This window comes from Pelagibacterium sp., assembly GCF_035555455.1.
GTDB lineage: Bacteria > Pseudomonadota > Alphaproteobacteria > Rhizobiales > Devosiaceae > Pelagibacterium.
Genome location: NZ_DATMGM010000062.1, coordinates 43122 through 60005, shown reverse-complemented (window position 1 = coordinate 60005; position 16884 = coordinate 43122). Strand labels below are relative to the sequence as shown.

The window sequence follows — 16884 nt, the reverse complement described above, 5'->3', positions numbered from 1 at the left end:
AAGTGAAAGGAAATACACCATTCGTCGTCCGATGAGACCCGTGCAGCCCCAAAAGGATGGGCCGCGCTCCAATAACGAGATCAATGTTCCCGAAGTCCAGCTGATCACCGCCGATGGCAACAATATTGGCGTGGTGCGCACCAGCGAGGCCATCGCCATGGCGATGGACGCCGGCATGGACCTTGTCGAGATTGCTCCCAACTCCACGCCACCCGTGTGCAAGATCCTTGATCTGGGCAAGTACAAGTATTCCGCCCAGAAGAAAGCCGCTGAAGCGCGCAAGAAGCAGAAGGTCATCGAGGTCAAGGAGATCAAGCTCCGCCCCAACATCGATGATCACGACTATGACGTGAAGATGCGCTCGGTGGAAAAATTCATCGGGGAAGGCGACAAGGTGAAGGTCACCATGCGGTTCCGCGGCCGTGAAATGGCGCACCAGGACATCGGGCTGGAACTGCTCAACAAGGTCAAGGACCGGTTTGACGACGTGGCCAAGGTCGAGTCCAATCCGCGCGCCGAAGGCCGCCAGATGGTCATGGTGCTCGCCCCGCGCTGACCTGCATCAGCAGCATTGAAGTTACGAAAAAGCCCCGCCGGAGCGGGGCTTTTATTTTTGTGCCGGTGCGTGCCGGATTCTAGCTAGCGGACTGGCCGCCGGTACGACAGGAACGGAATGACCGTCTGCGTGTCGCGGTGATTGCCGCCCGCGATGGCGCAGAACCAGGCCGCCGCCGCACCCACAGCCAGCGCCGCCGCCGTGATGAACGCACCCAGAACGCCCACTCGGGACGCCTGCTTGGCGGCGTCGGCGACGTTTTGCTGAACGTCCTCGGCGGTGGCGATCACCTGATCGACCCGGCTGCGCGCCTCTTCAGCGCTCAGATTGGTGCGCGCCGCGACCAATTCTGCGAGATAGTCACGATCCGCATCGGTAACGCCATCGCCGGTCACCCCGGAGACGATGATGCGGCTGACTTCGCCGCGTGTGGCGTCCGGGTCGTTCGCCGTCGGGTCGCCGCCGCGCATCAGCATGTCGATGCTGGAGGCAAACGGATCATCGGGGAGGGCTTGCGCCAATGCCGGGCCTGCTGCGCCCGCCGCTGTTCCCACCGCCGAGGCCGCGCCTTGCGCCAGTCCGCTCAGCCCGCCAAGGGCAAGCAGGCCGCTGAAGACCACAGCCGTGGCCCAGACCAAAAGCCCGTGAAACCCGTCCCGGACATCGGATTCATGCTCGGTGGAATCGAGATGGCGACGGCGCATCCGCCCGGTGATGTAACCGCCCAGCATCAGCGCCGAGACCTGCACCCAGATCACCCACAGCGCGAGGATGATGCCGATCCACATCAGCGAGACGCCTTCGCGCCCGAACGGGTTGGTCATGGAGAGACCCACGGCGGAGCCGAAGGTCAGCATGACCAGAGATACTGCGGCTGCCGCCACGGCACCGGCCAGGATGGCCGGCCAATCGACATAGGAAGAAGTATCCGCACTGGCGCGGACGGCCGGTTCCACATTCATGGTCCAGGCTCCCTGTGTTACGGCCTAGTTCAGGCCGATGAACGACAATATGGCCATGATGACCACGACAAGTCCGACGAGATAGATAATCGCATTCATTGATACTCTCCGTATCTGCCCCGGCCTTCGACGGCGAAGGGCGTTGCCGTCATGTTTGGGAGAAATGTCTGCTACGCTGCGAAAGCGCGCTCTTGTGCTGGTACTACGGTCACCGAACGAAGATGAGCAGCAGGATGATGATCGGAATGGGAATGCCAATCATCCAGAGCAACAGGCCCCTGAACATCGATCCACCTTTCACCGCAGTCGCGGTTGTTTGCTGAAGTGGTGGGATAAGTCCGGGCGCGGTCCAAAAGTTCCCGATGGCCGGGACAAGACGGACTGAACGGCAAAGGCCGGGCATTTATGGCCCGGCCTTTTCGAAGGGGATGGATCGCGCGTTTGGGAAGCGCGCCTTGAGCGAGCCGGTTAGAGCGTTTCCAGAACAGGTGGATACCACCTGTTCGGTTCGCAAGCGCGCCAAAACAAGGACTTAGGGCACCTGATCTGATTCAATCAGATCAGGAATTGCTCTAGTAATCCTGCTCGTAGAAGACGCCGACCGAGGAATTGCCGTCGGTGCCGGTGGAGCCACGGGCGCGCAGGGAGTTGGTGATGTCGAGATCGATGGTGACCCGGCTTTCGCCAGCCCCCGCTTCGACGCCCAGATAGATATTGTCGTCGAGATAGGCCCCGGCGCGGACGGCGGCGTTGCCTTCGGCATCGGTGATGATATCGAGGTCGTCGAGCCCCGCTGCTTCACGCAGCGATCCCATCAGGGAGCCGGAGCCACTTCCACCGGCGAGTTCGGCGGCGGCGGCGGCCAGCTGTGCGAGCTGGATCGGGGAGAGTTCGCCCACGCTGCGATCAAAGATCAGGCGCGAGAGCACTTCATCCTGTGGCAGGAGCGGATCGGAACTGAAGGTTATTTCGGGGGACGAAGCCCGTCCGCTCACGGTAACGAACACCGTGATCTCGTTGCCCTCGGAGCGGGCGACCAGATTGATGAACGGATCGAGGTCACCGATCAGCGTCACGGAGCCTTCATCGAAATCGATGCGCTGGCCGAGGATGGAGAGCCGTCCCCGGATCAGTTCGAGCCCGCCCACCGGCTGGATATCGGCGATGGTTCCGGCCAGACGCACCTCGCCGCCCACTTCGGCGTCGAGACCGCGGCCCCGGATGAACACCTGATTGGGGGCGGAAATGGTGAGGTCGAGCGCCATGGGACGGCTGGCCGTCGCAGCGCTGGTGGCAGCGCGCTGGTCGATGCGCGCGCGCGCCAGGGTTGCCGCGACGGCGGAAGGCGGGCGCACATGATCGACATCGATCAGGCTGCCTGCGCCGCCAATAGCTTCGGGTACCGTGATATCGGCTCGTTCCACATCGATGCGGCCACTGACCCGACCGCCATTGGCGATGGGGCCGGAGAGCCCCAGCGTACCATTGACGGTGGCCACCAGCAGGTTGCCATCGGCATAGCGCGCACCATTGAGTGCGATGCGCAAATCCGAGGTGAGGCCCGCATCGAGGCCCACAAAGCCGGAGACGGAGACCGAGCCGCCGGTGGCGAGATTGGCTGACAGCGTGTTGATGGTCACCCGGTCGCCCGAGAGGGCCGCAGTGCCAGTGATGCCCACCAGGCGCAGCGCCAGTCCGGGATCGATATAATCGCCATTGGCGACCGAAACCGTGCCGGAGAATTGCGGATTGTCGAGACGCCCGGTGACGCGGGCATCGAGCCGCGCATCGCCCGAGACCTGCGCGCCGCGATCGGCAACGAACCGGTTGGCGAGAGACAGGGGGGCCGAGCCTGTGACAGAGATGTTGAGCCCGTTGCCTTCTAGGGGAATGGTGCCTTGCGCGGTGGCATTGAGCCCGCCTGCGCCCGCGGCACGGGCTTCGGCCAGCGACACGGTGCCATTGGCAAAGCTGCCCTGGGCCGAGAGCGAGAGCGGGGCGATGCCGAAGTCGGAGATGGCGGCGGCATCGATGCCCGAAGCCTGAACCGAAAAGCTGGCGCGCGGATCGGCGGCGGCCCCGGACAGCTGGGCGGTGCCCGAAACCGTGCCCGCAAGGCCCAGACCGGGGGCGACGGTGTTGGCGATATCGAGCGGCAGCGCATCGATGGTCAACGCGATATCGAGCGTGTCGCCTGCGCTGCCGGTGGCGCTGATCCGGCCCCGGCCAACCGCCAGTTCGATGCCGGTAAAGGCGACGGCATCGTTGGCGACGGTCAATTCGGCGGGACGGGCGAGACTGGCGGACAAGGCCCCTTGCGCCAGCCGGAAGGTATCGAGCCCGACCCGGTAGCCATCTGCAATCGGTTCGAGCTGGCCGGCAAGGGCAATATCGGTGTTGCCGGCCAGCGCGGCAGTGCCCGAAAACTGAGTGGTCTGCTGGCTGGCGGTGGCGGTGAGCGCGATGGTTTCGATTGTGGTGCCAGCGGCTTTGATATCGCGACCGGACACCGAACCATCGATCACCGGAACGCCGAACAGGTCGGCAACCGAGGCTTCTGCATCGGCGCTGCCCACGACGATATCGCCGAAGACGACACTATCGAGGGCGGCGGTGATCTGGGCCTGCTGGGTATTGCCGGACCGCGAGAGAACGATATCGGCGTCCGCGCCGCCACGCGCTTCGATCATGGCGAGAGCCGCAGCGGTCTCGATATTGGGCGCGTCGAGGGTCAGCCGCCCTTCGAGCATGCCGTCGCTGTAGCGGGTGAGATTGCCCGCCAGCGTGGTGCCGGGCGCGGTAAAGGAAATCCCCGAGAGGCGCAGGCGCTCGGCGGTGGTGTCGATATCGCTCGCAAGGGCGACGCGATGGCCATCGAGGAACGCCGATCCGGTGAGTGCGCCATGCAGGCCCGCCTCGTCGCTGGTGCCGGAAAAGCCGATCCTTGCATCGCGCAAGGGCCGGTCGGCCAGCGTGCCGGCGGCGATGGTGGCATCGGCTTCAAGCGCGATGACGCCATCGGTGCCCCGGGCGGAGCCGGTCGCGGTGAGTCGTCCCGAGGTCTGCGGATCGAGCAGGGCGATATCGCTGAGGTCGAGATCGAAGGTGAAATCGGCTTCACCGCTGGCATAGGTGCCATCGGCAACCATTTCGATTTGCTCGCTGGCGATGCGGAACTGGCTGGCTTTTAGCCCGGCTTCGGTGCGGGCAACGCCGCCCGACAGCGACACGGTGCCTGCCAGGAGGTTGTCGGCGGCGGGTTCATCGACGCTCAGCCCCGTGGCAGTGCCATCGAGGTCGAGATCGAAGCCGCCGGACAAAGGCGTGAGCGTACCGGTGGCCGTCACATCCACGGCGCCGGACAGATCGCGCCCGGCCAGCCCCGAGAACGGGGCAATGGAGCGGGTGGACAGCCCCAGATCGCCGGTGAAGATCATGTCGTCGATCTGGCCCGCCATCTCGAAGGTAAGGGCTTGGGCAACGAGCCGCAATTGCGCCAGAGTGATCGGATCGCCCGCCTGCCACAGCCCGGCCATGCCGAACCCGATGGACGTGCCCAGCGCTTCGACGATCTCCTCGGAGGAGGATGTGACGCCCGAGAGCGTGCCGTCGCCATTGAAGGTGATGCGGCGATCTTGTGGGTTTTCCAGATCTGCGGCGACACCGCTGGCGTTGAGAACGAGGCTGTCAGCACCGAAATCGGGGGTGGAAAAGCCCAGCACCTCGAAGCGTCCCGACCAGTCCTCGCCGCCATCGGTGCCGAAATCGACGGTGAAGTTGGCCCGGTCGATGCGGGTGGTCGCGCCGGGGACTGGCAGGATGACCGGTGCGTTGCTGGTGGCACCAATCTCGCCGCTGATGTCGAGGCGATTGAGGAAACCATCGGCGGTGGTGCCGGCATTGGCGGTTAGCGAAAGCTCCCCCCCGCTCAGGGTGAAATCGGAAAGTTCGAACCCGCCGGATTCGCGCAGCAGCGCATGGGCGCTGAGCGCGGTGCGCGGGCCGAAGAAATCGCGATAGACCGCGGGCAGGATATCGGCGAGCGGGCCTTCGAGGTCGGCGGCGATGGCCAGCCCCTGTGCGCTTTGGTCAATTGTGCCCTCGCCGGTGAGGATGCGTTCGCCATCGGCGTCGAAGGTGAGCGCGATGCCCAGATCGTCGATGGGACCTGAGCCGGAGAGGCCAAGGGCGATGCGGGGACGGCCTTCGAGGTTGAGCAGATTGGCGATGATGCCGTTTTCCGGCTCGACGAGATCGAGGGCCAGATCGATCTGGCGGGTGCTATTGGCGTAATCGAGGTCAAGGGTCAGCGAGCCGCCGGGGCCGTCGATCCGCTCGATATCGAGATTGGTATCAATGGCGCCGCCATCAAGGGTCATCGCGCCCGAAAGCGAGATTTCAGAGCCGAGCCCGAACACCTGTTCGCCAAAACGCACGGACGGGACGGACAATTCCTTGAGGATCACCGCGACCGGCAGTTCGGGTACCGAAAAGCCGCCCGCTTCGGGCGACGGCGCGGCAGGGGCCTCGGTGGAAACGGGATTGCGGATATAGGCGATGGAATCAGCGGAAAGCGATTCGATCTCCAGCCGCCCGAACAGCAACGCGCCCTGGTTCCAGACCAGATCGGCGTTTTCGACGATGAGCCAGATGCCCTCGGTGTCGGAAATGGTGATCTGGTCGATCGACGCATTGGAGGACAAGACGCCCTCGATGCCGGTCAGACGAATCTGCCGGTCGGGGGACGAAATGCGGTCTTCGACGAAAGCCACCAGCCCCGAGCGCTGTTGGGTCGCGTCAAGCTCGGTGGCACGCGCCAGCATGTCCATGAGGCTGTCGCCCCCGTCCTGCTGCGCGAGGGCCCCATGGGGGACACAGAGGGCGAGAACCGCAATTGCGATGGCGCTACGCTGCCTCAAAATGCTTGTCCTATACCGACATAGAGCGCGTAATCGGGATCACCCGGGCTCTTGTTGAGGGGGATGGCGGCATCGAGCCGCAAGGGGCCGAGCGCCGTGTAATAGCGCAGGCCGATGCCTGCCCCCAGCCGCAACTGGTCGAAATCGGGGAAGGTGTCGGCGGCGACATAGCCACCATCGACAAAGGCGACGCCGCCGAAGGTGTCGTTAAAGCGCATGCGCGCTTCGAGCGAGGCTTCGAGCAGATAGCGCCCGCCGGTGACATTGCCCGAGCCATCATCGACCCCGATCGAACGGTAGCCGTAGCCGCGCACCGACCCGCCGCCGCCGGCAAAGAACAGCAAGTCAGGCGGAATTTCCGACAGCGCGGGACCAGCGAGCGCTCCGGCGCGTAACCGCGCGGCGAGGATGAAGGAATCGTCGCCGCCAAAGCCGAAATAGGTGCGGCCTTCGAGCGTCGCGCGCACGATGGGGTTCTGGTATTCGAACTCATAGAGCGGATCGACGGTGGCTTCGACGAAAAAGCCCTCGGTCGGATCGAGCTCGGAATCGCGGTTGTCGAACACGCCGCGACCATAGAGGCCCGCTGTCGAGAAATTGCGGTTGCCGAAGGTGGCGTCGTTTTCGAAATAGGAATGCTGGAACTGGACGCCGACGCCGCCCGAAATGGTGTCGGTGAACAATTGTTCTATCCCGGCGCGCCCGCCGACCGAGGTTTCGGTATAGAGCGGCAGCACCGACCGCTCGGCGCTGATCGCGGCGACGAAATCGGTGTCGGGGGTGAAGATTCCCGGCTTGGTGAAGGTGCCGCCAAAGGCATAGTCGAATTCGGCGGTGTCGATGGGAAAGCCGATGCCGGCAATCTTGGCGTCGAGCCGCAGCCGCTCGGCTTGCCCGAAGAGGTTGCGGTGCATCCAGTAGCCCTCGACCCCCAACCCGTCGATGGTGGCCAGCGTCGCGCCCACGCCGAAGCGGCGCAGGGCCTGCTCCTGCACGATGATCTGATAGGGCAACAGGCCATTGGCCGGAACCTGCTCGGCGGCCTCGATGCGCAACGAGCGGAACACGCCGAGCCGGTTGAGCCGTTCGCGCGCCAGTTCTAGATCGTCGGGATCATATTCGGCACCCTGGACGAGCCCGGTCTGGCGCACGATGAAGGCGGGATCCATGTCCCGCGCGCCCTCGACCCCGATCGGGCCAATGGACGCATGGCGTCCGGGATCGACGGTGATGGTTACATCCAGCGTGCGGCTGGGATGGTCGGCGACCACATCGCGCGAGGCAATGGCGGCTTTCGGGTAGCCAAGCTGACGCCAGGCGGCGACCAGCCGCTGTTCGGCCTGGGCGACGATGGTGGCACGGGCCACCCCGCCAGCGACAAAGCCGATCTCTTCAGGGGCTTCGACTTCATCCTCGGGCGGGACCGGCACGGGCGCGCGGTTGGTCACATCGAGGCGGCCAAAGGTAAATTGCGGGCCGGGATTGACCGACACGGTGATGGTTGCGGGCTCGGCCAGACGCGCATCGGGAGGGATGGAGGCGGCCTCGCGTCCATCGACAAGGATGGAAATGGCCCCGCCATAATAGCCCAGATTATAGAGCGCGCCGGTCAGTCGCGCGTAATCGCCCCGCGCCTTGGCGAGCAGGCCCGCGACTCCGGACGCCGGGTGGTCGCGGTCTCCCCAAAGGTTGGACGCCCCGCGCAGCGCCGCATCGACGTCGCCTTCTGCGCCGGTCTCGAAGGTGAGCGTGTAGGTGCGCGGATCGGCAATCACCGCCTCTTCATCCTCGGAATCGGAGCCGAAGAACTGGATGCCGAACAGTTCAAAGCCGGTGGCGGGGCCGGCAAGCGCCGTACCCATCAGGGCTATGGCGAGTATTTTATGAAAATTTCGGGCTTTCACGGCTGGTACGCAATCCACACTATCCATTCCGTCGGGCCGGAGCGCTGGCCTGCGACAGGGCAGAAGCCGCTCCAAGGAGAGCAGGACCCTAGCACGGGAAAGATTAACCAAAACCCTGAACCTGGCGCCATGTGTTCGATTCGGCGTCGGGTGTCGCAGGGCGGTCACGGTCAGCGCTGGGCTGTGGCCATGGAGTCGAGCAGCGCGAAGGTGCTGGCCACCAGATCATGGGGCGGGCGCAACTGATCGACCACCGCCTGCACCGATGCCGGATCGTCCATGATGGCGGCAACCGTGATCGGGCGGGGCGTGGGGAAACTGCGCGCGGCAGGAGCGTTGTCGATGGGAGCCTGAGCGGCGGCGATGGCGTCAAGCGCCGCGCTGGACGGAGCCGGTGCGACCTCGGTGAGGGCAAGGCCGAGCGGCCGGCTGGGGGGCAGAAAGCCCAGGGGAACGCTGCGGATGGAGGTTGCTTCCAGAGCTTGAGGCTCGACGGCGGCAACCGCGATGACTTGGGTGTCCGGCACCGCTGCGGTGACGGCTTCGACCGGGGCCGGGATCGGGGCGGGAGGCGCCGCGGCGACCATGACAGCGCCAGTCGGCGGGGTGGGCGCCACCGGAGTGGCGGGGCCGGGCCTCAGCCCGGTTTCTTCCAACAGGCCCGCGGCCTTGGCCTCATAATAATAGCCCTTGGCGTAGAGCTGGACGGCGCGATCATGGCTGCCATTGGCGAGAAGCCAGGCGCCGCGCAGATATTTGACCGCGTAAATGAGATTTGTTTCGGCGTTGAGCAGATCAGCAGGCTGGCCCCGGAACCCCATGGACTTGGCGGTGGCGGGCAGAATCTGCATCAAGCCGTAATAAGGGCCGTTGCGGGCCGAGGGGTTGAAGGTGCTTTCGCGGTTGATCACCCGTCGCACCAAGTCGTGCGGAACATCGTAATACTGGGCGTAGAACTGGGCGAGGACCTCGATTTCGGCGCGGTTGTGGCTTTGCGCATTGGCAGGCGTGACCGCGCACCCAATTGTGAGTGCGGCAAACAGCGCGATGAGCCGTTTTGCAAACATGAGAACCCGAAAAGCCGTTAACCCTGACGGTGCGTTTAGCACACCGATCACAATAAGGGGAGCGCTTATGGCGAAATCGGGGCGAGACCGTGGCCAACCCCGAACTTTCCCATAGGCGTAATTGCTGTTAGAGCAGCCCGATGCTCGCGCCCATGCCCAAGACTTTCCATTACGCGCCGCCCCGCGACCCCTGGCTGGTCATCCTCCATGAGGACGACGATATCGTCGTGTTCGACAAGCCCTCGGGGCTGCTTAGCGTACCGGGAAAGGACCCGGCGCTGGCCGATAGCCTGCAAACCCGGGCGCTGGAGCGTTTTCCGGGGGCGGGGACGATCCACCGGCTCGACAAGGACACGTCGGGCCTGATCGTCATGGCGAGGCACAAGGCGGCCCATGGCCATATCGGCAAGCAGTTCGAAAACCGCCAGACCTCCAAGACCTATATCGCCCGCGTCTGGGGCGAGGTGGCCGAGGATGAAGGGCTGGTCGATCTGCCACTGGCGACCGATTGGGAGAACAAGCCGCGCCAGCGCGTCGATTACGAACGCGGGCGCGCGTCCCAGAGCCGCTGGCAGGTGATCGGGCGCGAAAACGGCATCACCAAGGTGGCGCTGACCCCGATCACTGGACGCACCCATCAGTTGCGCGTGCACATGAAAGAGATCGGGCACCCGATTCTGGGCGATCAGTTCTATGCGACCGGGGACGCGCTGGCAGCGGCGGACCGGCTGCAATTGCACGCATCGGAACTGGGTTTTCGCCACCCCACCGGAGGCGCGCCGGTGGTGTTTCGCTCGGACCCGCCGTTTTAATCCCGCTTAGCCTCTGCGCCTGCGCCACGGGCGGACGACGATCAGATCGGCCAGCCACAGGATGAGCGCAAGGACGAGCCAGCCCGCACCATTGGGCACGAAATGCCACGCCCAGCGGATAGCAGGCAGGCTAGCGATAGACGACGCCACTACCCCGCCCGAAGCCAGCGCAATGCGGTCGAGGGTGTGCGGGTCGGCAAAGCTGTAGCGGTATTGGGCGGGATAGGCGGTATAGAGCGCTGCCTCTCCGACGATATCACCGATCCGCGCTTCGATGGTGGTCGGCCCGAGGGCGAGGCGGGCAATCTCGCCGCGATGGACGCCCGGAGCGATTTCCGCGAGCGGTACGGTCTGCCCGGTTTCGAGAATTGTTGCGCTCAGCGATGCGCCGGGAATGGGTGCGCCATCAACGCCGATAAGGTGGGCGGTAATATCTGCGCCGCCGCCATTACGGACGGCGTCAAGAGTGAGGCCGGGGCCCATGACATCGGGCACCAGCGCGCGCACCGCCTGCGCCCAGACGCGCGGATAATGGGGCAGGGCGGCCCAGTTCTGCATGCCTTCGGCAGACGGATTGGCCGATAGCGCCATCACCGTGCCGCTGCCATAGCGCCATGAGGCCAGCAGCGGGCGCTCCTCGCCATCCACCATCAGGCCCAGAAGGTTTTCGGCATCGGGCTTGAGGGTGGTCCAGATGTGTCGGTCGAGACTGGGAATCGCGTCCGGCAGCGCGCCGGCGATCGCACCCTCGGTCTCGCCGCGCACCACCGGAGCCGGGCCATCGGTGACCAGCGGGCTATCGAGCATCATCACGTCCTGCATCAGGATCGATGGCAGGGTGCGGAAATCGCGGGTGGCGTAATTGGTGCCGCCACCCTCATGGGCGATCTGGGCCAGCCGTTCGGTGATGGCGGTATTGCCGGCCGCGACGGTGGAAATGGTGATGCCGGCGGTTTGGGCGCGTTCGAGCAGGCGGGAGAAGTCGACAGGCTCGACCAGCCCGTCGGTGAGCACGATGATGTGGTTATGGCGCGCGCCGGCCCCTTCGAGCATGGTGATCGCTTCGTTGAGCGCCGGGAACAGCGCCGTGCCGCCGCCGGCGACTACGGCATTGATGAGGGCGCTGAAATCGGTTTCTTCGCGCAGTTGCAGGTCGATGATGGTCTGGGGATCTTCGTCGAACCCGATCACCGCCATCAGATCGTCGGGTTCGAGTAGGTCGATGACGTTGAGCACCGCCCCCTTGGCGATGTCGAGCCGGACTACGGAGCCGACCTGAACGTCCATGCTGCCCGAGCGGTCGATGACAAAGACGAAAGCGGTCTGAGGCCGGTCATGGGGAACGCGGCTCGACAGCGGCGAGAGGTCTTCGAGCACGGTGCCGTAATAGCCGCCGGGGCCGAAGGCGTTGGCGTCGCCCGCCAGCAGCAGGCCGCGCCCATAGGTTTCGACGGATTGGCGCAACATCTCGATCTGGTCGACTTGCAGGTCTCGCGCCGGAACGTCGAGCAGCACGATCACCTCATAGGCGAGCCATTCGGCAAGTGTACGCGGGGCCCGGAGCGGAGAGATGACTGTGGCATCGAGCCCCTGCACGCCGAGAATATTGGAGAAGGCCGCGCCCTGTTCGGGGTCGCCAGCCAGCACAAGAATGGGCGGGGCAGGAACCACATTGACGCGCGCGCCGTCGAAATCATTGCCCGCGATGACGGTGCCCGACGGTTCGAGCACGGCCTCGATCAGATCGGTGCCGGTTTCGAGCGCGGTGAGATAGGCGCTGGCCCGGTTGAGCCCGGGCTGGAGGGTGAGGTCCTGGGAATCGACAGTCAGGCCGTTGCGCAGGGTGATCAGCCGCGCGGCATTTTCCGTTGCGCTGGAAACGACAATGCTGGCCTCATAGGTCTGCCCCATCGCCACCTCTGCCGGGACGGCAAGGGCGACGACCGACAGATCGTCTGCGGGGGCCGGGGCGGGGGTCAGCCGGTCGAGGGGAGCAGCATGGGGGGACGTCGCGTGCTCGGCAAGCCGTGCGGAGGGCTGGCTGTCACCGGCGATAACCACGCGGGCAGGAAGAGGAGACAGCGCGGTGGCCCAACTGACCGCGTCGGCAAGATCGAGACGGGGCGCATCGTCTGAGGATGTGTCGGAGGCGGTGGTGATCGCCGGGATATCAGGGGGCAGGGCAGTGTTTTCACCGGGTGTGCCGGGATCGAGAACGGCAACGCGGATTTCCTGCGGTGCGAACTGCGGCAGCGGAGCGGCCAGAAGGGCGGGAACCAGCGCGGCAATGGTGAAGACGCGGGCGAACCCCGTAACGCGGTTCTGCCACAGCCGGTCCATGACACTCAGATTGGGGCGGTGACCCGAGAACGCCACATAGGCGAACTCGACCCCAAGCAGGATGAGGGCGGCAACAATGAGCCACGGGCGAAACGCAAACGGGGCGGCGATATCCCAACCGGGCAGGGGCGCATCGGCGATTTCGGTGATGTCAGAGGCGGCCAGGTGCGGGCTGTTGACCGCAAAGGTGCGGGTCTGGTCGTCCACCATGGCGGTGTAAAACCCGGCGCGGCGCGGGACGAACCGCGAGGGAGCAAGGATGTCTCCGGCCTCAAGCAGGCGCGGGCCGTCATGGACCAACAGGCCATCGGCATCGAAAATCTGCGCGGTGCGGGTGAAGCGGTCGAGAGCGCAGGGGACGCCGGCGATGCATTGTTGCTGTGTGCCGATGCCCTGCCAGGCGAGCATATTGGCGATGAAGACAGGGAATCCGGGGTTTTGCGTCCAAGCGCTATCGGTGAGATCGACGGCGAGGAAGACATCGCGGCCAAAGGGTGTGGTGCGGCCGGTGATCACCCGGTCGGTGCCGATGGCGGCGATGGTGTCGCCGCCGCGCGGCAAAAGGCCGGGGAGATAGCTAACCGCCTCGGCTTGATCCCAGGCAAGGCCGCGCGATAGCGGATGGGCGGCATCCCAGCCCGAAAGGCGGGCTTCCAGCGGAAGTGGGACGAGTGCATCTGAAGACAGGGCGGACCGAGCGAGCCAAAGCGTGTTGGTTTGGGGAGCGCTGGCCGGGTGGGGGCCATTGAGCACCACCAGATCGAAGGAGGCACTGTCTTCGGGCAGCGTTTCGCTGTGGGTTAGCAGCAGATCGCCGGTGGCGGCGAGGGCCTTTTCGAGCTCGGGGGCGGGCGCGCCAACGACAAGGACGCGCGGCACCGGGGCGGAGGCCACATACTCGAAATACCGGTTGTCGTGTGGGGTCGCATCATGCGGCAACTCAAGAACCAGCCGCCCGGAGGAAGGCAGGTCGAGGCGCGCGCTGAACCGGCCTCGCGTCGCCTCGCCGCCATCGGCAGCGACGATGGCGATGCTGCCCCATTCAAGAAGCGGGTCGGTTCCATCGGGGGCAAAGCGGGCGGTGACGGCGGACGGCAGGTCTGCCTCAGCGGGGCCCGTGACCGACCCTGACAGCAGCCACAGGCCGGTCTCTGAGTCGGGGCCGGAGCTTTCGACCCGCAGGGCGAAGCCGGGGCGCGAGGCGGGAATGAGCGGAGTGGCGGTGAGGGTGAGCGTATCGCCAAGGGCTTGCGGGACGGGCAGGGCTTCGGGAGTGAGCGACGCGATATGGAGCGCGGTGCGCTCTTGGGGATCGATCAGGGTTTCGAGCCATATGCCGGCTCCGGCCCAGTCGGGTGTCTCGTAGCTGACGGAAACGGTGTCGAGCGCCGCGCGCAGGGCCTCGGGATCGGTCCACTCGACAGCCAGCGGTCGGGTGTTTCCATCGACGAGGATCAGCGAATAGCGCCCCTGATCCGCTCCGGCCATCGTTTCGAGAATGGACGACAGATCGGCCTGGGCATGGGCAAAGGCGCTGCCGCCGCCTTCGGTATTGCCCTGCATAGGGGCGGAAGCATCAAGCACCAGAACCGTATGATCGGGCATCTGGGACGGGACGATGCGCAAATTGGCGGCGGCCAAAACCAGTAGGGCAAGGATCAGCAATTGCAGCAGCATCAGCAGCGACAGGCGCGGCCAATGCCACGAGCGGGCCGCCGGGCGTTGCGCTGCGATCTGCCGCCACAACAACACGCTGGAGACCACCTTGCGCGAGGTGCGGCGCGCATGGAGCAGGAAAATAGGGAGGGCCGCCAGCGCGAGCAGAAGCCAGAGGGGATTGAGAACCAGCATCTGCGATCAGTCTCCGATCGGGCGGGCGAAATAACGGGTGAGCAGATCGCGCTGGCCCGGAGCGAAGCTGCCATGGGCCATCGGGCTTTCGGGCTGCTTGCGCCAGGCGGAATCGTTCTCCAGCGCCTCGCCAGCCATTTCGCCCTCGCTGGCTTGCGGGGCCATATCGGAGCGCGAAGCGGTCGCTCCTTCGACAATGGGACCGGAGTCGAGGTCCAGAAATTCGCGCAATTCAAACAGCGTCGCCAGCGTATCCGGGCCGAACAGATCTTCCGAGCCTAGTCCGGCTTCGGTGCTGTCGCCGCGTCCGGACTGATCGGAGGGTCCGATCAGCAACCCGTCGCCATCGGGGCCTTCTTCGGTGGCGCTGGGCGAGCCAAGCGCTTGCAAGGGCTCCATGGGCATCATCGCATCGCCGGGACCGACATTGATGTCGATGGGATTGACGCATCCCTCATAGATGTCGATCTCGCATTCGACGTCCATGCCGCTTATGGGGAGGTTGCGGGGTCTTGGGGCGGCCTGCCCCCCTGAGGCAACTGCCTCGGCGTCGATTTGGCCATCGTCATCGGTCGGCTCTTGCTCCCGCGCGCCATCAGCGGTTTGCGACGGGGTCTGGGGTTCGCCCGGTTCGGCGGGGACCGGCAGATCGGGGGGCGTGGGCAGGGGCGCATCACCAAGGGCCAGCCGCTCGCTGAGGTTGGAAAGCTGATCGAGGGCAGAGGAAGGCGGCTCGGAGGACGTGGCGCTGGCGCTGGCCATGGCGGACGCGGCATGGCTTTGCAGCCTGGCGATATCATCGAGGATATCGGCGCGGCTGGAGCGCTCGCCGGACCTCACCATGCTGCCGAGTTGGTCGAGCTCGCGGGCCACGGCCTGAAGATACTGGCTTTCGCGCTCCGATGCCTCTTCCCGGAGGGTGAGGGCGATGTCTTCGAGCTGAGCGGCGGCGAAGGCCTGCTCGGGGGCGGTCAATGCGGCGGCGGGTTGGATGGGACGCGGGGCCGGGGTGATCTGCGAGAGCCAAATCGCCGCCACGGCCAAAGCGAGAACGAGAGCGGGCAGGGCCCAGCCGGGCTTTGGCACAAGGGCGCGCGGATCGAACCGTTCCCCCAGTTCGCCGGTGTCGCGCAGCAGCAACAGGGCAAGCGGATGGGCAGGGTCCTTACCGCTGACATCGAGCGCGGTGCGGATTTGCTCATGGCTGCCAAGGGTGCGATCGGCATCGATGCCGACCCGGGCAAGGGACGGCAGGCCCACAAGGTGCAGCAGCAGGGCACCGGCAAAGACCGCCAGACCGATTGTGAGCGCGGTGGGCGTGATGGGCGCCCCGGTTTCAAAGCCGAATACGAGAAGGGCGGTGAGGATGCAGTAAACTGCGAGCCCGGCGGCAAGGCCGAGCAGGATGGCGCTTAGGGTGAGGGAGAGGGCGAGTAACAGCCGCGCCCGGCGCAGGCGGATGAGTAGGGCGTCGAGCGGGGATTCGCTGTGCGACGAGAGCGGTGTCATGGTCGGAATCCCCTGGTCTGGAGAGGGGGAGGCTAGAAGCCGCCCGGTGCATGGGGAATTCCGCTCAGCCCGGCCTCCGCGATCAGCGCTTCGATCGTGCCGTCGGCAACCAGCGAGACGATGGCTTCATCGATCAGGACGCGCAGATAGGTGTTGGTGGTGAGCATGATGCCGCCGATGTCCATTTGCGCGGAAGTTTCCGGTTGCAGCGAAAAGATGGTGAGCGAAAGGTCAGGCTGTTCGGCCATCACCTCGGCGAGGGTCGGGCCGTAAATGATCATCGCGCCGAGCGTGCCATCGACGAGGCGCTGAACCATCAGGTCAATATCACCATAGGGCAAAAGCTGCCAGCGTCTGGATTGGGGCAGGGTGGCGATATAGCGCTGCACGGCGGTATGCCCGTAAGAGGCCACCCGCGCGCCAAGCCGCCGGTCGGACGCAATGTCGGAGAGCCGGTTCACCTGCGCGTCGGTGGTGACGCCGACATAGCTGAAACCGATATAGGGGCGGGTGGTGGCAATTTCCTGCGGGTAGAGATTGGGGCCGATGCCCATGCCCAGAAGGATGTCGCAATCGTTGACGAGGCTGATGTAGATATCCTCGCCCGCATATTCCCCGCCAATGCCGTAGCCGCTGCCCAAGACTTTGTATTCGCTGTCGAGCAGGAGCCTGTCGGCCACCGCTTCGCCCACGCTGCGATCGAATTGGGCGGTGGGAACGCCGGCGAACTGGCACAGCCGCACGATGCTGCCGGTGTTGAGCCGCCACGTGTTGAGCAGCGAGCGATCGATGTTGTCGGTAACTTGCGCGGAACCGGACGAGGCGACCAGACCCAGCGCCAGCGCGAGGCCTGCCGCCCTGATGGCGGTTCCGAGCCGGTGCGGAAAACTGGTGTGGAGCACGTTGAAACACCCGGTCCGTGAATTCATGAGGATGAACCCCGGGGCCGTGCGGCTCCGGGGGA

Annotated in this window: 9 protein-coding genes; 2 read left to right on the top strand and 7 right to left on the bottom strand. The window is 65.3% G+C overall.

The genetic code is table 11. The features are described from left to right. Nucleotides 1–31: 31 nt before the first annotated feature. Entirely contained in the window at nt 32–556 is a 525-nt protein-coding gene (gene infC, locus VNS12_RS11865) for a translation initiation factor IF-3 (protein WP_325488053.1), read from the top strand. Nucleotides 557–639: 83 nt separating this feature from the next. Here infC and VNS12_RS11860 read toward each other — a convergent pair whose 3' ends face one another. The 4 genes from VNS12_RS11860 to VNS12_RS11845 all read right to left on the bottom strand — a co-directional run bounded on the left by VNS12_RS11860 (nt 640) and on the right by VNS12_RS11845 (nt 9408). Then, a complete protein-coding gene (locus tag VNS12_RS11860; protein WP_325488052.1) occupies nt 640–1518 on the bottom strand; it encodes a hypothetical protein in 879 nt (292 codons plus the stop codon). A 572-nt stretch (nt 1519–2090) separates the two neighbouring features. Continuing rightward, nucleotides 2091–6437 carry a translocation/assembly module TamB domain-containing protein gene (locus VNS12_RS11855; RefSeq protein WP_325488051.1) on the bottom strand — a complete coding sequence of 1449 codons (4347 nt, stop codon included), beginning with the start codon at nt 6435–6437 and terminating at the stop codon, nt 2091–2093. Then, nucleotides 6434–8299, bottom strand: coding sequence for an autotransporter assembly complex protein TamA (locus tag VNS12_RS11850; RefSeq protein ID WP_414693117.1), 1866 nt, complete (start codon nt 8297–8299; stop codon nt 6434–6436). The genes VNS12_RS11855 and VNS12_RS11850 overlap by 4 nt, the downstream gene beginning before the upstream one ends. 212 nt (nt 8300–8511) lie before the next feature. Then, nucleotides 8512–9408: a lytic transglycosylase domain-containing protein gene (locus VNS12_RS11845; RefSeq protein ID WP_325488049.1), complete on the bottom strand. Its 897-nt coding sequence runs from the start codon at nt 9406–9408 to the stop codon at nt 8512–8514. A 152-nt stretch (nt 9409–9560) separates the two neighbouring features. Between VNS12_RS11845 and VNS12_RS11840 the strand changes: the two genes are divergently transcribed. Further along, complete coding sequence (locus VNS12_RS11840) at nt 9561–10220, top strand: pseudouridine synthase (RefSeq protein WP_325488048.1); 660 nt, start codon at nt 9561–9563, stop codon at nt 10218–10220. Between the two features lie 6 nt (nt 10221–10226). On the opposite strand, the gene VNS12_RS11835 is transcribed toward VNS12_RS11840, so the two are convergent. The 3 genes from VNS12_RS11835 to VNS12_RS11825 are packed head-to-tail and all read right to left on the bottom strand — an operon-like array spanning nt 10227 to nt 16849. Further along, nucleotides 10227–14411, bottom strand: coding sequence for a vWA domain-containing protein (locus VNS12_RS11835; protein ID WP_325488047.1), 4185 nt, complete (start codon nt 14409–14411; stop codon nt 10227–10229). Nucleotides 14412–14417: 6 nt separating this feature from the next. After that, entirely contained in the window at nt 14418–15920 is a 1503-nt protein-coding gene (locus VNS12_RS11830; RefSeq protein ID WP_325488046.1) for a phage holin family protein, read from the bottom strand. Nucleotides 15921–15952: 32 nt separating this feature from the next. Then, nucleotides 15953–16849 carry a transporter substrate-binding domain-containing protein gene (locus tag VNS12_RS11825; RefSeq protein ID WP_325488045.1) on the bottom strand — a complete coding sequence of 299 codons (897 nt, stop codon included), beginning with the start codon at nt 16847–16849 and terminating at the stop codon, nt 15953–15955. Nucleotides 16850–16884 lie beyond the last annotated feature (35 nt).